This window comes from Streptosporangium sp. NBC_01810 (assembly GCF_035917355.1).
Taxonomy (GTDB): Bacteria; Actinomycetota; Actinomycetes; order Streptosporangiales; family Streptosporangiaceae; genus Streptosporangium.
Genome location: NZ_CP109070.1, coordinates 967,933 through 989,914, shown reverse-complemented (window position 1 = coordinate 989,914; position 21,982 = coordinate 967,933). Strand labels below are relative to the sequence as shown.

12 protein-coding genes are annotated in these 21,982 nt (G+C 69.2%); 3 read left to right on the top strand and 9 right to left on the bottom strand.

What is annotated here, in order from left to right:
• Positions 1-32: 32 nt before the first annotated feature.
• A complete protein-coding gene (locus tag OIE13_RS04540) occupies positions 33-3,572 on the bottom strand; it encodes a WD40 repeat domain-containing serine/threonine protein kinase (protein ID WP_326829580.1) in 3,540 nt (1,179 codons plus the stop codon).
• An 807-nt stretch (positions 3,573-4,379) separates the two neighbouring features.
• On the opposite strand from OIE13_RS04540, the gene OIE13_RS04535 reads away from it, so the two are divergent.
• Positions 4,380-4,535 carry a hypothetical protein gene (locus OIE13_RS04535; protein WP_326642600.1) on the top strand — a complete coding sequence of 52 codons (156 nt, stop codon included), beginning with the start codon at positions 4,380-4,382 and terminating at the stop codon, positions 4,533-4,535.
• Between the two features lie 291 nt (positions 4,536-4,826).
• On the opposite strand, the gene OIE13_RS04530 is transcribed toward OIE13_RS04535, so the two are convergent.
• The 7 genes from OIE13_RS04530 to OIE13_RS04500 all read right to left on the bottom strand — a co-directional run bounded on the left by OIE13_RS04530 (position 4,827) and on the right by OIE13_RS04500 (position 14,649).
• Positions 4,827-7,145: a hypothetical protein gene (locus OIE13_RS04530; protein WP_326637182.1), complete on the bottom strand. Its 2,319-nt coding sequence runs from the start codon at positions 7,143-7,145 to the stop codon at positions 4,827-4,829.
• Positions 7,142-7,462: a helix-turn-helix domain-containing protein gene (locus OIE13_RS04525; RefSeq protein WP_326637185.1), complete on the bottom strand. Its 321-nt coding sequence runs from the start codon at positions 7,460-7,462 to the stop codon at positions 7,142-7,144. The genes OIE13_RS04530 and OIE13_RS04525 overlap by 4 nt, the downstream gene beginning before the upstream one ends.
• Positions 7,459-8,550 (bottom strand): tyrosine-type recombinase/integrase, encoded by a 1,092-nt coding sequence (locus tag OIE13_RS04520; protein ID WP_326828604.1) that lies wholly within the window; start codon positions 8,548-8,550, stop codon positions 7,459-7,461. The genes OIE13_RS04525 and OIE13_RS04520 overlap by 4 nt, the downstream gene beginning before the upstream one ends.
• A 184-nt stretch (positions 8,551-8,734) precedes the next feature.
• Positions 8,735-9,004 carry a hypothetical protein gene (locus OIE13_RS04515; RefSeq protein WP_326637189.1) on the bottom strand — a complete coding sequence of 90 codons (270 nt, stop codon included), beginning with the start codon at positions 9,002-9,004 and terminating at the stop codon, positions 8,735-8,737.
• Positions 9,005-9,278: 274 nt separating this feature from the next.
• Positions 9,279-13,421 carry a vitamin B12-dependent ribonucleotide reductase gene (locus OIE13_RS04510; protein ID WP_326642602.1) on the bottom strand — a complete coding sequence of 1,381 codons (4,143 nt, stop codon included), beginning with the start codon at positions 13,419-13,421 and terminating at the stop codon, positions 9,279-9,281.
• 82 nt (positions 13,422-13,503) lie between these two features.
• Positions 13,504-13,965, bottom strand: a complete 462-nt coding sequence (gene nrdR / locus OIE13_RS04505; protein WP_326646862.1) for a transcriptional regulator NrdR — start codon at positions 13,963-13,965, stop codon at positions 13,504-13,506.
• A gap of 411 nt (positions 13,966-14,376) precedes the next feature.
• Positions 14,377-14,649 carry a LysM peptidoglycan-binding domain-containing protein gene (locus OIE13_RS04500; protein ID WP_326829579.1) on the bottom strand — a complete coding sequence of 91 codons (273 nt, stop codon included), beginning with the start codon at positions 14,647-14,649 and terminating at the stop codon, positions 14,377-14,379.
• Positions 14,650-15,355: 706 nt separating this feature from the next.
• On the opposite strand from OIE13_RS04500, the gene lexA reads away from it, so the two are divergent.
• Positions 15,356-16,066, top strand: coding sequence for a transcriptional repressor LexA (gene lexA / locus OIE13_RS04495; protein WP_326642606.1), 711 nt, complete (start codon positions 15,356-15,358; stop codon positions 16,064-16,066).
• Between the two features lie 247 nt (positions 16,067-16,313).
• Here the strand turns inward: lexA and leuS are convergent, their stop codons facing one another.
• Positions 16,314-18,785, bottom strand: coding sequence for a leucine--tRNA ligase (gene leuS, locus OIE13_RS04490; protein WP_326646863.1), 2,472 nt, complete (start codon positions 18,783-18,785; stop codon positions 16,314-16,316).
• Positions 18,786-19,341: 556 nt separating this feature from the next.
• On the opposite strand from leuS, the gene OIE13_RS04485 reads away from it, so the two are divergent.
• Positions 19,342-21,828, top strand: a complete 2,487-nt coding sequence (locus tag OIE13_RS04485) for a hypothetical protein (RefSeq protein ID WP_326829578.1) — start codon at positions 19,342-19,344, stop codon at positions 21,826-21,828.
• Positions 21,829-21,982 lie beyond the last annotated feature (154 nt).

Here is a 21,982-nt window from a genome sequence, read left to right as displayed (position 1 = left end):
TGTTTGATGCGACTCCTGGAGAAAAAGTTTCTCTAACCGCGGCAAACGTTGCGATAGGGCAGGTCGCCGAGGTAGGTGCGCCACTCCTCGCGCGAGAGGGTGCGGCCCGCGCGCTCGCAGACCGCCCGCGCCACCGCCTCCGGCTCGACCGGATACTCGTCCAGGGTGCCTGCCGAGTCGACGACGACCAGCCTGGCCCCGTCGGGACTGAACGCCAGCGACTGGAGATCGCCGGTCTGCGCGACGATCGGCTGGCCGAGGCGGCGCCCGGTCGCGACGTCCCACAACCCCACCGACCGTTCGTTCACCGCCGCGGCGATGACATCGCCGCGGGGCGAGTACGTCAGGGCGGCCCCCGCGCCCCGCTCGCTCCGGATCAGGGTGCCCACCCGGTCCCTGCCCCGGGTCTCGAACACCGAGATCCGCCCGACCTGATCGGCGATGGCGAAGCGGGCTCCGTCCTCGCCGAAGGCCAGCGCGATCGTCGGGATGCCGACGCCGGGCGAGCCGTAGGTGTCGCCGAACGGTTCGCCGGTCTTCGCGTCCAGCAACCGGTGGTCGCCGCCCGCGACCGCGAGCGCCCTGCCGTCCGGGGTGAACACCAGCCCATCGACCAGCTCCTGCGCCCGCGACCAGCGGAGTCGGCCGCTGGGCACGTCCCAGACGTGGATCTCCCCGCCGGGCGCCTCGTCGGAGTCGTAGTAGAGGGTGTAGGAGGCCACCGCGGTGCCGTCGGCGCTGATGGCCACGGCGGGCACCTGGCCCGCGCGGGCGGTGGCGACGGCGGCGATCCGCTTGGAGGTGGCCGTGTCCCAGACGGTCAGCCGGGAACCGTCCCCTCCGGTGTTGGCCACCAGCCGCCCGCCATCGGCGCTGAAGGCCATCTCGAAGAAGCCGTCGGCGCCCTCGGGCCCGACCTCCAGCGAGCCCACGCGGGCGCGCCGCCGGACGTCCCGGATCACGACCTCGCTCGCCCTGTCGTCCCTGGAGGCGAGGAGCCTCCCGTCGGGACTGAGGGCTGCCCAGCCGGTCCCGGGACCCTTCAGCGTGACGGGCCTGGTCAGCGCGGAGACGTCGAGGCTCGTCACCGAGTCCTCCGTGAGGTAGCGCAGGGTGCGCCCGTCCGGGTCGAAGGCCACGACGGGCTGGTACGCGTCGATCTTCTGGGTGAGCAGCAGCCGGCCGTCCTGGACCCGCCAGACCCGCAGGGCCGTATCGAGCGCCGAGGCCAGGAAGCGCCCGTCGGAGCTGAAGACGAGGCCGCCGGTGGCACCCTCCTCGAAGAAACGATCCAGGTCGGCCCCGGTGGACGCGTCGCGCAACTCGATCCGCCTGCCTCTGGCCACGGCGACGGTCGCGCCGTCGGGGCTGTAGGCCACGCGCGGCCCGCAGCCGTTACAGCGGCTGCCCAGCGGGATCCTGCGCAGGTCCTCCAGGGTGAAGGCCGCCACCTCCCCGTCGAGGTCGCCGGTCGCGAACCCGCGCCCGTCCGCCGAGATGTCGAAGCCGCTGGTGGCCACGGGCGGCGACAGCTCCTTACCGGTCACGACGTTCCAGAGAGAGAGGCCCTGCCCTTGAGTGACCACGAGCCAGTCGTCGGACTGCCCGAAGAACACCCCGGTGTCACCGCCCGCGGTCCGCCCCTGGACGGCGATGGAGAACCCCGTCGGCCTGCCGGTCCGCACGTTCCAGACCTTCAGCCTCAGGCCGCTGATCACGGCCAGCAGCCCGCCGCCCGGGCTCAGCGCGATGCCGCGCAGGTCGTCGCCGAGGCCGGTGAAACCGCCGGTGCGCCTTCCGGTCCGCACGTCCCAGAAGCGCGCCTCGCCGTCGCTCACGCTGACGAGCGTGCGCCCGTCGGCGCTCAGCGCCCTGAGGGTCTGGATTCCCGCGGCCGGGTCGTGGAAGGCTGCCGTCTCCCGCTGGGCCAGCGAACCGGCCAGGCTCGCCCTGGCCTCGGTCACCGGCGCCAGCCGCCAGGCGGCCACGCTGAGCAGCATGGCCCTGACCGGCTCGGCGATCCGCAGCGCGTCGGCCGTCGCGGCGAGCCGGGCGGCCGTCGCCTGGTCACGCTGGGAGGCGATGACGTCGCTGCGCGCGTCGGCCACCCTGCTCTGCTGCACGGCGAGCACCCCGGCGACCAGCGCGACGACCAGTAGCACGGCCAGCGTGCCGGACAGCACCCGGCCCCGGCGGGCGCGGCGCCGGGTGAGGGCGGCACCCGCCTCCAGGAAGTCCCGCTCGACCGGGCTGAGCGTGATGTTGCGGCGCCCCGTGGCCGCCCACCGCATGGCGTTCTCCAGGCTGCTGCCCTGGAACAGGTCTCCGTCCCGGTGCCCCTGGGCCTCCCAGCGCCGCGCCGCGGTCAGGATGCCGCGGTGCACGGCCAGGCCGTCCCGATTGGCCTGGACCCACATCCGCAGCCTCGGCCAGGCCTGCGGCAGTGCGGGCCGCGACAGCCAGACCTCCTGCTCGTCGTGGGCGATCAGGTACGAGAACACCTCCACCAGGCGCCGGATCGCTGTCACCTCACCCTCCTCGCGCCCGTCGAGGAGCTCGGCCCACCGCGCCTGCCGTACGACCAGCTGGTCGTCGTCGGTCACGGTGACCAGCCGCAGGAAGATCTCGGGGGCGAGTTCCCGCTCGGCGGGGCCGAGCGCGACGTAGGCGTCCTCGGCGAGGGTGCCGAGCGCGGGGTCGGCGGAGGCCGCGCGGATCTGGGCCCCGGCGTCGCTGCCCGCCGCCAGCAGCCTCGGTGTGTCGATGGCACCGTCCCCGCTGACCAGGGCGAGCAGCAGGTCCCTCGCCGTGGGCCTGGAGGCGGGATCCTTGGCGAGCGAGGCGGCGACGAACGGCCGCAGGTGCTCGGGGAGCATGTCCAGCTGAGGCTGTACCGACAGCACGCGGTGCATGATCCCGCCCAGGCTCTCCGCCCGGAACGGGTCGGCACCCGTCGCGGCGAAGACCATGATCCCGCCCCAGGCGAAGACGTCGACGGCGGCGCTCGCGCGCCGGCCCATGAAGATCTCGGGGGCCATGTAGGTCGGAGTGCCCGCCACCATGCCGGTCGCGGTCAGTGACATGTCATCCGTGCGGGCGATGCCGAAGTCGATCACGCGGGGGCCGTCCGGGCCCAGCAGGACGTTGTCGGGTTTGAGGTCGCGGTGGATGACCCCGGCCTCGTGGACGGCGGTCAGCGCGGTGGCGATCGCCGTCGCGAGACGGTGCAGGTCGCCTCCGGTGAAGCGGCGCCCCTCGGCGACGGCCCTGCGCAGGCTGGGGCCCTCGACGTACTCGCTGACGATGTACGGCCTGGGCCCGGCCAGATCGGCGTCCAGCACCCCCGCCGTACAGAACGAGGCCACCCGGCGCGCCGCGGCGGCCTCACGACCGAACCGCTCACGCAGCTCCGGATCGCTCCCGGCGTCACCGTGCAACACCTTCACCGCGACACGCCTGCCGGCGGCGTCGTACGCCTCGTAGACCACACCCTGACCACCCGCGCCCAACCGCCCGGCCAGCCAGTAACCGCCCAACCGCTGCGGATCACCGTCGATAAGTGTCGTGCTCAACTCACACTCCGTTCAACGGCAGATTGGACGCCCTGGAGGATGACGAAGTTCGCGGAGTGCCGGATATTCTGCACACGTCTCGTCCTCCTTGCGTGAACGGTGACGAAACTCTCGCGGACGACATGGCCCGTGGCCCGCTGGGCGGCGTCGACGAGGCCGGGAACACCGACCAGGATGCCTGCCTCCGGCTGGGCGGGGTGACCGTTCGGAGATCGGGGACGTCACGGGCCGGCCGGTCGCCACAGTATCCGGGCCGGCACCGGGCATGCCGCGTCCGGCGCGCCTACACCGCGAAAAACACGTCGTGTCGTGGCGGCCGGGAGCGGGCCGCCGCGGCCGGCCCGAGGTGCCGGCGACGCGAGTCGTGACGATCTCGGCGATCAACGTCCGAACCCGCACCACCCAACACCGTACGCATGACCTCCGAACCCGCACCGCCATCACCGTACGCATGACCTCCGAAGCCCTCCGTAGCCAAACCGGTTGATCCACAGGGCGGGGGCGGGCTAGGTTGGCTTGCACGGACTTTCGCGCGTGCCGGGCCCGCAAGCCTCGGGCACGCCGGTGTCAGGTGACGCATAGCACGGCGAGCCCAAGGAGGGGAGGAAGATCATTCGACGCATCAGGATCATCCGGCGGCGGAGCACAAACCGTCCCGCCCGCGCCTTTGGCCTGGATCTGAGATCTCCCTCAGGTCGCCCACTCCCCTATTGACCCGGTCTTTACGGCAGTCTTATGCGGCGATCTGTAGATATTTCATATAACGGAACCATCACGCCGGGGGGCTCAATGAAGAGACTTGTGGTCGTGCCACCATATGTCGCACGGCTCAAGATCAGGGATATCCGTTCCGCGACACGCCGTGGAGTGACCGGCGACGCCAAGGTCGTCGACCTCAACGCCTACACCGGCCGCAACGTTCTGCGCTTTCCACAGACGAGCGGCCCCACCTCCGCCGCCTGACCTCCATCGCGAAAGACCCGCCCGGGCGGGTCTTTCTCCGTTTCCGGCCCCTTCCCACGCCCCGGCGCCGACCGCCGCCACGTCCACGGCCCGGTCGCCGGTGGTCTCGGGCCTACTCGCCGCCGGAGGCCTTCCAGGTGAGGAACAGCAGGATCACCGGGGTCGGCACGCATCGGAAAACGCCAAAAGGGGGCCGGACTCAACTCCGACCCCCTTTGCTACCGGGCACTATGCAGATTTGGCTTCCGTGTCCAACGCTGCTTTTCTGCCTGGAATACTGGGGACGTGCACTTATTCAGAGGGTGCGGTATTCGTCGTGTCCTGGTCGCGGGCGGCAAGGTAGTCGGTCCAGTCGCGTCTGGCGATGTTGGCCCATCGAACTGCGGTGTTGATGTGGAGGCCGAGGAGATCGGCCAGAATCGGGGGCGGAACATCCTCCAGGAGCGCGATGAGGGCCGCGTTGCGGGCCGGCCGAGCGTCGATCCCGTGGTCGAGGAGCTTGCGGCTGAACCCAGACGGGGCGGCTGGGCGCCCTGGTAGCAGGCCGGGGAAGAGCCAACGCTGCCCGGGGCCGTCGGTCTTGATCCTGGCTTGTCGGCTCTGGCCTTCAGCGAGTTGGCTCAACAGCCTGGCCAGCTTGGGCGGGATCAGCAACGCAGGTGAGCCGACGTTGAGGTGCATCTGACCGTCATGCTCGTGCAGGTGCCCGGTGTGGATATGCCGGATGCGTGAGGTCGGAAGCCCGAAAAGCAGCACCAAAGCGCCGGCGGCCCGGACGTCCAGCGGCAGTGTGGCGTCGTTCAGCAAGAGGCTGAGCTGGTGCCAGCGCTCATCCTCGTCCAAGATCCGCGTTGGATCCTGGCGAGGGATGGACGGGATGGTCATCTCCGGCAGGAGGTCGCGTTTGGCGGCCCAGCTTAGGAAGTAGCGGATGGAGTAGTTGCGCGTGCTGCCGTCCGCGAGCCACTGGTTGAGGCGGTCTTGGGTGAGGTCCCCGAGCGCGAGTCGGTGCTCGTCGAGCCAGGTCAGCAGTTCCAGGGCGACGCGGACCCGGGTGCGGACGTAGGTGCCCGCCATGGCGGGTCGTCCCCGGTGGGCGGCTCGGCGGCGGGCCCGTTTGAGCAGGAACCAGTGGACGAACGGTCGGATCAGGGCGGCGTGCTGGGTAGGCCGGTCGGCCAGGAGTTGATCCAGCCAGGCGGGGATCCGGTCGAGGTCTTCGTGGCGTTCGGGCAGCACGCCGGTGTGAACCAGAGTCTGCCGGACGTAGTGCTCGTAGCGGCTGGGCGGGAGTTCGTCTAAAAGGTCGTGACTAAGCGGCTTTCCGCTTGCGGCAAGTTCGCCCAGTAGGTGTGCGTTCGGGCTTCGCCGCAGCCAGCACAGGACACCGCGGGGGTCGTTTGCGGCGGCCAGCGCGTCCTGCAGCGGACGGAGTTGGCAGGAGACCTGGCCATCGGGTCCAGCGAGGTGTTCTTCGAGGCGGAGCAAGAGCACGCAGCGGGGGCAGCGGCCATCAGCGTAGAGGCGTCCGCCCTTGCCGCAGGCCAGGCAGGTGTAGATGCCGGGCATGCCGGCGCATGGGCCGCAGATGTTGTGACCGCTGTCGTCCCTTGCGATCAGAGGTTGCTGCTCGTGGCAGAGGTGGCACTCATCGGAGTGGTCGAGGATGCGGACATAGCAGGCGCCACAGACCGGTCCGCGGGGCCAGTGGGCGTGCACGGGGCGAACCTGGCTGCAAGCAGAGCACACACTGGTGGGCCGGGGCCGACAGGTGCGGCAGACGAGCCGCCCTTGAGAGTTCTTGGTGCAGGGGCGGACCTGCCCACAAGTTGAGCACGGGGTTGCGGCCGGGGTCGCGCAGTTCCAGCAGAGGTCAGGGCTGTTGGTAGTGGCTCGGCGGACAATCTGCTGGTGCCTGCCGCAGTTCCCGCAGGTCCGGCGAGGCTGGGCAAGGTGGCGGTAGCAGGTCGGGCAGAGCGCCCCGGCCGAGCCGAGGGAATGGGCGCGGCCGACGCGACCGCAGGCGGTGCAGGTATGCGCGGGCGGAGTCCAGCAGGCTTCACAGAGCGGCTTGCCATCCGAGCGCCGGGTGGCGGGCATCCGCGAACGTCCGCAGCCCGCGCAGTCCTCGGTGACCTGCGGATCCTTGCGGTAGCAGGAATAGCAGATGCCACCTTCGTCGCGCCGAGCGGAAATCCTGGCGGTGCGACCGCAGCGCCCGCACGGCTTCTTGTTCAGGGAGCTTCGTGCGGCGCATGCCTGGCAGATCCGGCCGCCCGGGCCGCTGCGGGGCAGCGTGATGCCGGTGCGTCGACATTCCGAGCAACCGGGCGAGGTGACACCGGTGTGTCCGGCGGCGAGCAGGGCCTGCGCGAGGCGCACGATCACGGCCGGGCAACGTGGATCGCCGGAGGTGAGCGCGTCCGGATGCGCGGCCAAGTGCTCGTCGAGCTCCCGCTGGGCGACGCCGCGTTCGGCCCGCGCCTGCAGCAGTGCGTCCGACGCGGCCTCCGCGTCCAGGTCAGGCAGGCGGGTGGTGAGCGCATTGATGATCCGGACGCGTCGTTCGTGGCGTTCTGCGACTCTGCGCTCGTCGCGGGTGCGGCTCACTGGCCCGGTCGACGGATCGTGGTCCGCCGAACCTGCGGCGCAGGACGGTCCGTGTCTCCGACAGCCTTGCTGACCTGGGCATTGACCGTCTCGACTTCGATCAAGTCGTTCGGGGTGCATTGAAGGATGTCGCAGAGCGCAGCGAGGGTGTCCATCGACAGCCGCTGCGGGGGCTGGGTGACCAACCGGAAGACCTGCTCGCGGGAGAGATGGACGCCTCGTTCGGCGAGTAGCGGGACCATGTCCGTCGTCTGGAACATGTCGCGGTCGGCCATGAGCTTGCGCAGGTTCCAGGTGATCCCCATTTTCTTGATCATTGACTCTCCCAGAGGTCAGGGTGGCGGTCCTTCAGGGCGCGCTGGATCACCCGGTTGCGGTACTCGTCGGACACACCGGTGTAGATCGCGGTCGTGCTGGCGTAGCTGTGGCCGACCTGCATGGACACGAACTTCTCGGGATAGTCGAACTCCACGAGGTGCGTGATGTACGAATGCCGCAGACAGTGCAGATCCAGTTCGGGCGGTAGGCCAGCGGCGTCTCTGGCCGTGGTGAAAGCCATGTTGACGCCGCGCAGGGACATGCGGCTGGAGCGTTCGGTGACAAACAGTGCGGCGAGCTTGCCAGGTGAGAAGGCGGGGCGGACCTCGGTGCACCAGTGGTCGAGCACGTCAACGATCCAGTCGAACTCCTTGACCGTGAACACCGTGCGGCGCTTGGGCGGACTGCCGTTGGAGGCCTTGCCGTAGCGGACGTAGAGGCCGCCGTGTTTGCCGTACTGCGGTCTTTTCGGAGCCCGCCGAAGGTCGGCGAGGTCGAGCATCCGCGCCTCGTTGCGCCGCAGCCCGTAGGCGTAGACCGTCTTGAGCAGGGCGGAGTCGCGCATCGCGGTCAACGCGCCTTTGCGGCCCCGAGTCTGGGCCTCCTCAACTCGGCTGTCGGCGGCGTCGAACAGGGCTTGGACCTCGTCGTAGGTCAACGGGCGGCGATCAGGCTGGCCCTCGTATTCGGCCACGTGGGCGACACGATTGTCCTCGTGGAAGATCTGCTGCGGGGTCTGTCCGAACCGCTCCAGGCACTCCGCCGCCCATCCGTAGCGGCGGTCGGTGATGAAGTCCATAAACAGAGCGAGGGTGGTCTCGTAGCCCCGCCCTGTCGACAGAACGACCGGCTTCTTGCGGTTCGGGGACCGCAGGTGAGCTATGAACGCCTCACCATCGGCAGGTTGCCACTGCCACGGGTACTGGTTCGTGAAGTCAGCCAAACGCCGCACCAGCGACATCCGCGGTTTGATCGTCGTCTCCTCGTTGAGGAAACGAGTGCGTTGCTGGCGTGCCCAGCCCAGCAGCATCGCCTCGAACACCGCGCTTGAAGGGTCGAGGTGGACCACTCCATCGACGAGTTCCAAGCCGGCGGACCCGGCCAAGCGGCTGACATGACCCTCACGAGCTTCCGTTGCATTCACCGCAACATTGTTGTGGTTGATGTGATCAAAAGACAAGGACACGGCAAGCTCTGAGTATGCGGAGCAGCCGTCGGAGACGGCGTTCAGCGGGGCGGCTGCCCGGGTGTAGGCCCCGAGCAGCCGCGTGCTACTTCTTCTTCGGGCGGACCGGCGTCTGCGCCAGCGCGCTGGCTGCGGCAGCCTTCTCCGCCTTGGTCGCATTCGGGTTCGCCAGCGTCTTGCCGGCGGCCGAAGCGGCCTTCGCGCCGGTCTGGCCGGTGCTCTTGGGAGCCTGCGACAGTGCGCTGGCCGCAGCGGACTTCTCCGCCTTGGTCGCATTCGCGCTGGTCAGGGCCTTAGCAGCGGCTGAAGCAGCCTTTGCGCCGGTCTGACGAGGATTCTTTGGAATGATCAACACCCCCCTCCGGGTCTAATTTGCATCGCGACCCGAAAGCTGATGTCATGCGTGATCTGACCCAGCGCATTGACATCAGTTCAGTGCCGCACCGAACGCCTGGCCCCTACAAGGCCAGGCGTTCGCCGTTCAGCCGCCAACTATCAGCGGCTGAGACGAACCTGGGCAATCCTCCGGTTCCGGCTGCGAAGCCAAAGGACAACCACGTTTAACCAGGCCGAGCCATCCCCCACAACGGACATTCAGCACGTTGTATCCGATGCAACTCGGCCCATTTTCAGCTGCAGCCGCTGGTGGAGCCGCAGCCCTCGCAGACGTAGCAGCTGCCCGCGGGGCGCATCTTGGTACCGCAGGTCATGCAGAGCGGCGCGTCGGCGGTGCGGCCCTGGTGGGACTCCAGGGAGCCGACCCGCCGCGGGGTTTCCACCGGCACCGCTTCGGGGCGAGGCTGGGGCTCCTCGATGGGGGCCGAGGTGGCGAGTTCGGCGATGACCTCGTCGGTGTGGATCGGAGCCGGGTCCTCGCCACGCTGCTGAGCGGCGCGCTCGGAGGCGGAGAAGACACCGAGGGCGGCGCGGTCGTCGTAGGGCAGGTGGTCCAGGGCCAGGCGGCGGAAGATGTAGTCCATCACCGAGGCCGCCATCCGGATGTCCGGGTCGTCGGTCATGCCGGCCGGGTCGAAGCGCATGTTGACGAACTTGCCGACGTAGGTCTCCAGCGGCACCCCGTACTGCAGGCCGATGGAGATGGCCACCGAGAACGCGTCCATGACGCCCGCGAGGGTCGAGCCCTGCTTGGACATCTTCAGGAAGACCTCGCCGAGGCCGTCGTCGGGGTAGGAGGAGGCGGTCATGTAGCCCTTGGCTCCGCCCACGGTGAAGCGGGTGGTGGTGCTGGGGCGCTGGTTCGGCATCCGGCGACGGGTCGGGCGGCTGATCTCCACGACCTGGATCTCCGGCTCGGCCGAAGCCTCCTGCTGCTCGATCCTCCTGTCCTCGATCCTCTTGTCCTCGGTCTTCTTGCCCGAGGCCGAAAGGGGCTGACCGACCTTGCAGTTGTCGCGGTAGACCGCGAGGGCCTTCAGACCGAGCTTCCAGCCCTCCATGTAGACCTGCTCGATGTCCTCGATGGTGGCGGACTCGGGGAGGTTGACGGTCTTGGAGATGGCACCGGACAGGAACGGCTGGGCCGCGGCCATCATGCGGACGTGACCCATGGGAGCGATCGCGCGCTCGCCCATGGCGCAGTCGAACACCTCGTAGTGCTCGCGGCGCAGGCCGGGGGCGTCGACGACGTGGCCGTGCTCGGCGATGAACTCGACGATCGCCTCGACCTGCTCCTCCTGATAGCCCAGCTGCCGGAGCGCGCGCGGGATCGTCTGGTTGACGATCTGCATGGAGCCGCCGCCGACGAGCTTCTTGAACTTGACCAGGGCGAGGTCGGGCTCGATGCCGGTGGTGTCGCAGTCCATCATCAGGCCGATGGTGTTGTGGCTGACCATACCGTTGGCCACGTAGGTGACGTTGTCCGGGACGGACAGGTCATAGGTCGGCTGCACTCCGCCGTCCTCGTTCGCCTCGACTCGCTCGAAGAGGTAGCCGAGCGCGTGGCCGAGCCGCTCGTCGAGAAACTCGGCGAAGATCTGCTTGGCCGGCATGCGAGCGACACCGCCGCTCCTGCGAACCGACTGGAGCACGGTCCCGCGCAGGGAATGCCCCTCGGGCAGGATCGTCTCCCACACCTCTCGGGGCAGGAACACCTGGTCCTTCCTGGCGGACCGCTCAGGCTCCAGCTCGGCCATGAGCTTGTTCTTGCGGTCTCCCATGAACCCGACGATCTCGTCGAAGCTCAGGGCGTGGTCGACGTTGCGCAACCGCACCTGGAAGATCGGCCCGCCGAAGCCACTGACCGTTTCACGGGTCGTGGTGGCCATGCCGAGGGCGAGAAGCAGGGTCCGGATCTCACCCGCGAAGGAGTCCGAAGCCGTCGAGAGGCTCGGCACGCCCTCCAGGACGGCGCCGTCTGCCTCGAAGAGACCACGCAGGAAGGCACCGTAGATCTCGCTGTCGTTGGTCTCAAGGATCGCCGAGGGGACCCGCGGCGTCCAGCCCTTGCCGGAGTGGTCGATACCGGGAAGCTCTTTCGCGAAACCGGAGGCCTGCCACCAGCGCGCGAGCCGCACCGACTGGAGGACGACCTCCTGGTATCCCTCCCGCTGGGTGAGCACCGGTTCGAGGTGGAAAAGCTCCTTGGACAGGATGCGGAGACGCTCGACCACATCGAGGTCGGCGTCCGCGACACAGAACCGGACGCCCTTGGCGTGCAGGCTGCCGTCACCCATGAAGTAGCCGACCAGCTCGGCCAGCTCCGGCGACACCGTGTCGGGGACGACGATGGAGCGGTCTTCGGCTCCGTACGCCTGGTCGAGCACGGGCAGGGGAACCGCACGGCGCTCACCGACGAGGGTCTGCAGCTGCATGGGGACGAGGTCACCCGGCTCGATGTCGGCCAGGCGCTTCCACTCCCACACTCCGGTCGCGCTGTCGACGACCTTGACGCGGTGGGTCAGCGTGCCCTGGACGCGGTAGCCGCCGTGGGTGCGGATGAGACGGGTGGGCTCCTCGCCGTTGACGAAGAACTTCGTAGCCCGGCGCGGCCCCTCGTCGGTGGAGACCATCATGTCGAGGTCCTGCCAGCGATCGCCGTACACGTTCGCGATCTCGGCCAGGCGGACGAGCCCTCGGTCCGTGGTAATCAGTGTTTCACCCGTCAGGCACCCGGTGGGCGCGAGCAGCGAGGCCTGGGCGTTGCGGTAGCCGTTCTTCTCGCCGAGCCGCAGACACTCGGCCCACTGCCCCGAGGCCTCGTGGTGGATGTCCCCGTCCATCTTCTCGAACGTGCGCAGCGCCTCGTTGGCGTCGTTGTGCTTGCGCATGACCCGCTTGTGCGCCTCGGCGTTGCGGGCGTAGCCGTCGTACGGGCCCACGACCGCGGCCAGCTCGGCGCTGCGGCGGTAGGAGACGCCGGTCATCAGCGAGGTGATGGCTCCGGCGAGGGCCCGGCCGCCTTCGGAGTCGTAGGCGTGGCCGGTGGCCATGAGCAGCGCGCCGAGGTTGGCGTAGCCGATGCCGAGCTGACGGTAGGCGCGAGTGGTCTCGTCGATCTTCTCGGTCGGGAAGTCGGCGAAGGTGATGGAGATGTCCATCGCGGTGATGATCAGCTCGGTGATCTTCACGAAGTTCGCGATGTCGAAGGTGTCGTCGTCCTTCAGGAACCTCAGCAGGTTGATGCTCGCCAGGTTGCACGAGGAGTTGTCCAGGTGCAGGTATTCCGAGCAGGGGTTACTGGCGGTGATACGGCCCGTCTCGGGGCTGGTGTGCCAGTCGTTGATCGTGTCGTCGTACTGGAGGCCGGGGTCGGCGCACTCCCATGCGGCCTTGCCCATCTTGCGGAACAGGCTCCTGGCGTCGACCTTCTCGATGACCTCGCCGGTGAGGCGGGCGCGCAGGCCGAACTCCTCGCCCTTCTCCACCGCGCGCATGAACTCGTCGGAGACGCGCACGGAGTTGTTGGCGTTCTGGTACTGGACGGAGACGATGTCCTTGCCGCCCAGGTCCATGTCGAACCCGGCGTCGCGGAGGGCGCGGATCTTGTCCTCCTCGCGCGCCTTGGTCTCGACGAACTCCTCGATGTCGGGGTGGTCGACGTCGAGGACCACCATCTTGGCGGCGCGGCGGGTGGCGCCCCCGGACTTGATGGTGCCCGCCGAGGCGTCCGCTCCGCGCATGAAGGAGACCGGGCCGCTGGCGGTGCCGCCGCTGGAGAGGAGCTCCTTGGAGGAGCGGATCCTGGAGAGGTTGACGCCGGAACCGGAACCGCCCTTGAAGATCACACCCTCTTCCTTGTACCAGTCGAGGATCGACTCCATCTGGTCGTCGACGGCCAGGATGAAGCAGGCGCTGACCTGCTGCGGCGACGCGGTGCCGACGTTGAACCAGACGGGGGAGTTGAAGCTGAAGACCTGGTTGACCAGAGCGTGCTTGAGCTCGTGGTCGAAGATCTCGACATCCTCCTCGCCGGCGAAGTAGCCGTGCTCGACCGCCGTACGGGTGTAGACGCCCACCACCCGGTCGATCAGCTGCTTGAGGCTCCACTCCCGCTGCGGGGTGCCGACCGCACCGCGGAAGTATTTGGTGGTCACGATGTTGGCGGCGTTGACCGACCACGACTGGGGGAACTCGACGCCGCGCTGCTCGAAGTTGACCGAGCCGTCGCGCCAGTTGGTCATGACGACGTCACGGCGCTCCCAGGGCAACTCGTCATAAGGATGCACGCCTGGGGTGGTGAAGATGCGCTTCATCCTCAGGCCCTTGCGCGGCCGCTTGCTCCCACGTGCCACCGCACCGGCGGTCTCCGTCATGACTTCCCCCTCCTGGGGCTCCGCGAGCCCTCAAATCGGACCACACCAACACGCCGCTCACCCCCGGCGCCCAGGGTCTTTCTCAGTCTTGCTCGCTGGAGCGCCCCGCCCGGAGCTGCTCGATCTCCGCCTCGAAGTCGGCCAGGGTCTCGAACCCCCGGTAGACGGAGGCGAACCGCAGGTACGCCACCTCGTCCAGCTCGCGGAGTGGACCCAGGATCGCCAGCCCGACCTCGTGAGCCGCGATCTCGGCACATCCGGTGGCCCGGATGCTCTCCTCGACCCGCTGGCCCAACTGCGCCAGGGAGTCCTCGCCGACGGGCCGCCCCTGGCAGGCCCGCCGAACCCCGGCGATCACCTTGTCCCTGAAGAACGGCTCCGTCACGCCACTGCGCTTGCCCACCATGAGCAGGACCGTCTCCTGCGTGGTGAATCTGCGCCCGCACTCCGGGCACGTGCGCCTGCGGCGGATGGCACCACCGTCCTCGGTGGCCCTGCTGTCGATGACTCGCGTGTCCGGATGACGACAGAACGGACAGTGCACGCGCGTCGCCTCCTTGACCTGCGGGAGCGGCTCACCCACCTCACCTGCCCCACGACGTGCGTGTCGAGACGCTCGCGCACGCCCCTCGAATAGTCGAGATGCGGTAATGGAAACACAATCTGTGGTGAAGTGTTGCGGTGCAGCCACTAGATGTTGTGGTCTAACGGTAGAAGTGCGCGACCATGAACGCAAGTTGAAAGGACCCCGCCACGCGAAGTCGCTGATCAGCCGTCACGTCTCGGCGTGTCGCCCATCGGGCAATGCCCTCCACCCCGCACACCCCCTCCCTCACACGCGTCCCGGCCGATCTGTCAGGCAGGAGCCCCGGCGAACCCTCTTCGCATGGCCCACCCACACCTTCCCCAGGCCCCGCCCATCACTCCCACGCGCCCCACCGACCGCCCCCCCTTCTCAGCGAATGAGACCCTCGGGGAGATAGAGCCGGGTTCCGGGCCGCACCGCGGATCCGGCCAGCCCGTTGAGGTCCACGATGTGGCGGACCGTCCGACCGGCGTCACCCTCCTGCGTCAGCGCGTCCGCGATCTCCCACAGCGTGTCGCCCGCGTGCACCGTGATCCGGGGCAGGCCCTCAGGACCTGTCCGCTCGCCCGCCAGGGCCGTGTCGATGCGCCCGCCGATCCAGAGCACCCCCAGGGTGAACAGCGCGAGCACCACCACCGCCACGATCCTCCCACGCCGGGTGAGCCGGAGCGGCCGCCCGACGGTCCGGGAGCGGGTGACCCCCGGGCGGCGTACACCCCCCGCACGAGCCGCCCCCGATCCCGGCGCCCGCTTCGGCCCTGCCCCACGCCCGGCTCCCCGCTCTCGCCCGGCTCCCCGCTCTCGCCCGGCTCCCCGCTCTCGCCCGGGCCCACCTCTCGCTCCACGCCCGAGTCGCGGCCCCGCTTCGCACCCGGCCCCCGACCTCGCCTTCGGATCGCGCGGCCGCCCGACCGCCTGCTCCCGCCCGAGCCGCCCCGGCCCCCTTCCGCCTTCCGCGCCCCGCCCGCCCCCGGCCCCTCTGCCGGGATCCAGCGCAGGCTCCGGCGTGGGCTCCGGCTCCGGTCTCGGTGGCGGCACAAGGCGTAGGCGCGGTACTCCCGGTGCCCCCGATGATCGCCGCGCCGTCCGGGGTCTCGGCACAGCCATGGATCGTGGTGTCGTCGCGGTCGGTTTCACGGTGGCCCCCATCCCCTCGACCTGGCCGAACACATGTCGAAGAAAGATCGGTGAATCGAACACGATGTCGATCGAACTCCCGTACGATGTTGTACACCACGGCGTGGCCGATATCGAGGACATTCGAACAATTGTTTGAGTATGATCTTCGGCCATTATATGGTCGCTGTGTGCGACACATCAGATACAGACCGGGAGGCGAGGAGTTCGTATGAGCCAGCACAACGAGAACGGTTCGGCCGCCAGCGACCTGGCGGTGCGAAGGCGTGACTCCCTTGGCCTCACCCCCAGGCAGCGGAAGATCCTTGAGGTGATCCGCGACTCCGTGCAGCAGCGCGGTTATCCGCCGTCCATGCGGGAGATCGGTGAGGCCGTTCAGCTCACCAGCACCTCCAGCGTGTCGCACCAGCTGACGGCGTTGCAGCGCAAGGGCTATCTGCGGCGTGACCCGCACCGCCCCCGTGCCCTGGAGGTGCGCCTTCCCGGCGAGCCCGTGCTGTGGGTGGATCCCGACTCCGGTGAGGACGAGACCCCGGTCAGCCGCCCGACCGCCGCCTACGTGCCACTCGTCGGCCGGATCGCCGCCGGCGGCCCGATCCTCGCCGAGGAGAGCATCGAGGATGTCTTCGCCCTGCCCAAGCAACTCGTCGGCGAGGGCACGCTCTTCCTCCTCCAGGTGACCGGAGACTCGATGATCGAGGCCGCCATCGCCAACGGCGACTGGGTGGTCGTACGCCAGCAGCCGGTGGCCGACAACGGTGACGTGGTCGCGGCGATGATCGACGGCGAGGCCACGGTCAAGACCTTCAAGCGCAGGGACGGCCACGTCTGGCTGGTCCCGCACAACTCCAACTACGACCCGATTCCGGGTGACGAGGCCACCGTGCTCGGCAAGGTCGTGGCGGTCCTCCGCAAGCTCTGAAGCACGCACCTTCGACCTGCACGTCAACACTCCAAGGGACGCGCGAAACGCCGGGCGACCGGCACCCCGATATCGGGGTGCCGGTCGCCCGGCGTGTTTTCGGGTGGCGGTGCGACGATTTTCGGGTGGCGGTGCGACGACCGGACGGCAGAGCCCGAGCCGGGCGGGCCAGAGGTCGGCCCGCCCATGAAAGCTCGGAGGGCGCACACCGGACGGGCGCCCCTCTCGAACGTCCCCTCTCGAACGTCTACGGGACGATGTTGACCAGCTTGGGCGCTCGGACGATGACCTTGCGCGGCGTGCCGCCGGGCAGGAAGGACCGGACCTTCTCCGATGCCAGCGCCAGCGCCTCCAGATCTCCCTCGGAGATCTCCGGAGAGACCTCCAGCCGGTCGCGCACCTTGCCCGCGACCTGAACGACGCAGGTGACGGAGTCCTGGACGAGCAGCGCCGGATCCGCCACCGGCCAGCCCGCGACCGCGACCGAGCCGCTGTGCCCCAGCCGCTCCCAGCCCTCCTCCGCCGCGTACGGCGCGACCAGGGAGAGCATGACCGCCAGCGTCTCGGCGGACTCCCTGACCGCGGGGTCGGCGGCGCCGGGCCCGGAGTCGATGGCCTTGCGGGTCGCGCTCGTCAGCTCCATCATCCGGGCCACCGCGACGTTGAAGCGGTGGGAGTCGACCAGCCTGGTGACCTCGTCGACCGTGCGGTGCACGACCTTGCGCAGATCCAGGTCTCCGCCTGCGAAGTCGACACCGGGGGCGGAGGCCGCACCCGCCTCGGCCATGACGCGGAACGCCCGGGCCAGGAACTTCTGGGACGCGGCCGGCGAGACGTCGGCCCAGTCGATGTCATCCTCGGGCGGGCCGGCGAAGACGACGGTCAGCCTGACCGCGTCGACCCCGTAGGCGTCGATCTGCTCGCCCAGGTCGACGCCGTTGCCCAGCGACTTGGACATCGCCTTGCCCTGGTTGATGACCTGCCCCTGGTTCAGCAGGCGGGTGAAGGGCTCGACGAAGTCGACCATGCCCATGTCGTACAGGACCTTGGTGAAGAACCTGGAGTACAGCAGGTGCAGCACGGCGTGCTCGACGCCCCCGACGTACTGGTCGATCGGGCCCCACCTGCGGACACCCTCGACGTCGAACGGGCCGTCCTCGTAGGAGGGATTGACGTAGCGCAGGAAGTACCACGAGGAGTCGACGAAGGTGTCCATCGTGTCGGTGTCGCGCCTGGCCGGGCCGCCGCACTTGGGGCAGGAGACGTTGACCCACTCTTCCGCCGAGGCCAGCGGGGAGACGCCCTTGGGCGCCAGGGCCTCGCCGCGCAGGTCGGGCAGGGTGACGGGCAGCTGCTCGTCGGGGACGGGGACCTCGCCGCAGTCGGCGCAGTGGATGATCGGGATCGGGCAACCCCAGAAGCGCTGGCGGGACAGCAGCCAGTCGCGCAGCCGGAAGTTGACGGTGAAGCGGCCGGTGCCCCGCTCGCTCAGCACCTCGATGATCTTCCGGATCGCGTCGGTCTTGGTCAGACCGTCCAGCGGGCCGGAGTTGACCATCGCACCGTTCCCGGCGGTGGCGATGCCGGTCTCACCGGGGTCGGCCAGGCCGGTGTGTACGACGACCCGTACCGGCAGGTCGAAGGCGCGGGCGAAGTCCAGGTCGCGCTGGTCGTGCGCGGGCACAGCCATGATCGCGCCATGACCGTAGTCGGACAGCACGTAGTCGGCCGCCCAGACCGGCATGCGCTCACCGTTGACCGGGTTGATCGCGTACCGGCCCAGGAAGACGCCGGTCTTCTCCTTCTCGGTGGACAGCCGGTCGATGTCGGACAGCTTCGACACCTCGGCCCGGTACGCCTCGAATGCCTCGCGCCGGTCCTCCGCGACGATCTCCTCGGCCAGCGGCGCGTCCGGGGCGACCACGAAGAAGGTCGCGCCGTACAGGGTGTCGGGGCGGGTGGTGTAAACGGTGACCGGCTCGTCACGGCCCTCGATGACGAAATTGACGTCGGCACCCTCGGAGCGGCCGATCCAGTTGCGCTGCATGGTCAGCACGCGCTCGGGCCAGCCCCCTTCCAACTGGGCCATGTCGTTCAGCAGCCGGTCCGCGTAGTCAGTGATCTTGAAGTACCACTGGGTCAGCTCGCGGCGGATGACCTCGGCACCGCAGCGCTCACACCTGCCGTCCTTGACCTGCTCGTTGGCCAGCACCGTCTGGTCGTTGGGGCACCAGTTGACCAGTCCGCCCTTGCGGTAGGCCAGGCCGCGCTCGAAGAAGCGGATGAACAGCCACTGAGTCCACTTGTAGTACTCGGCGTCGCTGGTGTGCAGGCGGCTGGACCAGTCGAAGGAGATCGCGTAGCGCTTGAAGGAGTTGGCCTGGGTCTCGATGTTGGCGTAGGTCCACTCGGCGGGGTGGGCGTCACGCTTGATCGCGGCGTTCTCCGCGGGCAGGCCGAAGGAGTCCCAGCCGATGGGGTGCAACACGTTGTAGCCGCGCTGCAGCCAATAGCGGGAGACGACGTCGCCGATGGCGAACACCTCTGCGTGTCCCATGTGCAGGTCACCCGAGGGGTAGGGGAACATGTCGAGCATGTAGCGCCGCTCACGCGGGTCGGCGGGGTCGTCACCGGCCCGGAAGGGGTCCAGTTCCTCCCACCGGCGCTGCCACTTGACCTGCAGGGCCTGCGGGTCATAGTGCTGCTCGTCGCTCTGCATGTCGGCTCGCTCGCTCACGTCGATTTTCCCTCGGGGTATGTCTGCGTGGATGGTCTGACCCGCCTGGCCCAATGCAAAAACCCCCCGCTCACGCGGAGGGCGGCCGCATCGGCAGGGCGCTCAGGGGCAGGGAGGCCGATGCGGCCCGATAAGCAGGGTCGCGGCACGCATAGACCAAGACTATCGCAGCCCGCAAGGCATATTCGTGGCCTGGGGAAACAGGCCCGATCACGGCAAACAGGAGACAGGCGTCCGAGCAGGTCGACAGAATGAGGATTTCCGTGCTCTCCGGAGCGAACGAGACCCGATGGCTATGCACCTGTTGTGACCTCGTACGTCCTTCGCGTTTACTCTTTTCACCGTGGCACATTCAGTAGAGCCGGGGCGGGGCCCGGATCCGTTGGAGGTCGGCCTGCCCATGCAGGACCCACCGACCGACCCAACCGGACTCCAGTTCAGAGGGGCGTTCTCCAGTTTCCCTGCGAGCCCCCCCGTCTCACGTGAGATCATGCCCAATACGCCCAATTCGGGCACCCGCGCGGGAGGTAAGGAAAGCATGGCCTCGGAGCAGTCCAGCCAGTCCCACCTGCCTCCGGCATGGCCGGAGGCTGCCGAACCGCCACCGCCGTGGACGAACGATCCCCTCGGCACCGGCCCCAGGCTCCCCCACCCACAGGAGGAGCCACAGGGCGGCAACGGCTCCTGGCAGACCTCGCCAGGCGTCGGGGGGCAGCGGGACTCCGACCCGCAGACCGGTTCTCCCGGCCAGACCTCCCCCGGCGGCAACGGCTGGGCACAGGCCTCCGATCCGCAGAACAGCGGCTGGGCACAGGCCTCGGCCTCCCAGAACGACGGCTGGGCACAGGCCACCGGCCCGCAGAACAACACCTGGGCACAGGCCGGCACACCCACGCACGACGGCTGGGCGCAAGCCTCCGATCCGCAGAACAACGGCTGGGCACAGGCCACCGGCCCGCAGAACGACGGCTGGGCACAGGCCACCGGCCCGCAGAACAACACCTGGGCACAGGCCGGCACACCCACGCACGACGGCTGGGCGCAAGCCTCCGATCCGCAGAACAACACCTGGGCACAGGCCGGCACACCCACGCACGACGGCTGGGCGCAAGCCTCCGATCCGCAGAACAACACCTGGGCACAGGCCGGCACACCCACGCACGACGGCTGGGCACAGGCCTCCGATCCGCAGAACAACGGCTGGGCACAGGCCACCGGCCCGCAGAACGACACCTGGGCACAAGCCTCGACTCCACAGAACGACACCTGGGCACAGGCTTTCAGCCCCCGGAACGACAACTGGGCACAGGCGTCCACCCCGCAGGGCGGCGATGACCGGCACCAGACCTCCCCCGGCAACGGGTGGCCGCAGCCCACGCCGTCGCAGGGTGGCGGCTGGTCGCAGACATCGGGCCCGCAGGGCGGCGCCGGCGACCACAATCCCTCCTCTCCGGGCAACGGGTGGCCGCAGCCCACCTCCACCCCCCAGGCGGACCCCCGCGGCCAGACCTCCTCCGGCGGCAGCGGCTGGGCACAGGCCACCGCACCCTCGCACGACGGCTGGGCACAGGCTGCCACCCCACAGAACGACGGCCGGACACACGCGTCAGGCCCGCAGGGGGATGGGCAGGGGCAGCGGGTTCCCGGTACGACGGGCGAGGCATGGCAAGCCGCACCCCCGCGCGACGCCTCCGGCCGCCCTCCGGCTCAGACGGCTGAGAACAGCGTGTGGCCGCCCACCCCTCCGGCGGAGAACGCCGCCTGGCCGCCCACCCCTCCGGCGGCCGGCGCCACCTGGCCACCCACGTCCCCCATGGGAAACCCGGGTTCCGCCGAGGCACAGACGTCGACGTTCTCCTGGGTCGCCCCTCCCTCCGAGGGCTCGGCCGCTCACTTCGGCGACGCCTCCTCGGGCGCGGCTCCCGGCGCCCCTGGCACCTCCCCTGAGGGAGGCGACAGAACCGGTGCCGGAAACGCGCGGCGCAGCTACGGCGTGCCGGACAACCCCGCCATGTGGGCCATGGCCGCGGCGAACGCGGCGGCGGCCTCCCAGGCCCCCTCACCCCAAGGAACCTCCGTTCACCCCGGAGCCGGCCCTCAAGCGCCACAGACCCAGCCGGGACAGCCCCAGCATCCGGGGCAACCCGGCCATCACCTGAGCCGCGACCCCTCCGATCCGAACAGACCGTTCGTCACCGCCGGCCAGATCAGCGGCCCGAAGACACCTCCGCCTGAGCGCCAGCAGGAGCTGTGGAACACGGTCTTCGGCGACAACTACCGGGACATCGAGGACGAGCTTGAGGAGCGGGGCCGGCCGGTCTGGATCTTCGCGCTGGCCGGATCCGTGATCATCGCGCTGGTCGGCGTGGTGCTCTGGGCTTTCCTGGCCGGGCCGCTGGCCTCCTCCGAGGAGGAGATCGCCGAGCCCAAGCCTGCGACGACGGCTCCCAAAAAGACCTCCAAGCCCGCCGCCATCGGTCGCCTGCCGCGATTCACCGGCGATCCCTCGCCGGTGGCCGGTACGCTCACCGACCAGTCGGCGGGAATCACCCTGGCCCAGCTCGGTGCCCCGTGGCGGCAGGACCAGCGCCCCAGCGTGCCCACCACTTACGGCTTCACGACCCGCCAGTATCTCCCGGCCGGTACGGACTCCACGGGCAAGGCCCAGTACGCGCAATTGATGTCGGGCCCGCTCTCGCCTCGCTTGAAGAGCAGGTACACCTCTCCGGAGAACCTCGCCCCGGTGATCAACGCGGTGGCCTCCACCGGCCGCAAGAGGTTCTTCCCCGAGGACAACACCGCCCGCAAGACCGCCCAGCAGACCCTGTCCGTGAACGGCCTGCCGGGCCAACTCGCCGCGTACGAGATCACCTCGGGCGATTCGAAGACGATCATGGTCGTGGCGGCCGTGAGCACCGGCGCCGACCTGCCGGCGATCGTCTACATGTCGGTGCCGGACAGCAAGAAGGAAATGCTCCCCGACATCAACACGGTCTTCAAGTCGATCCGCGTGGCGGGGCGGTGACCTCGCCCGCTCAGTCCGCTCGAACCACTCAGGGGGCGCATCCCGTGTTCTGACCGGGCTGGAGTCGCTGGGCCCGCCGCCCTGCCGGCGCTCTCGTCGCCCGCCGCCCTGCCGGTGCTCTCGTCGCCCGTCACCACCGGCAGGATGTGGCAGG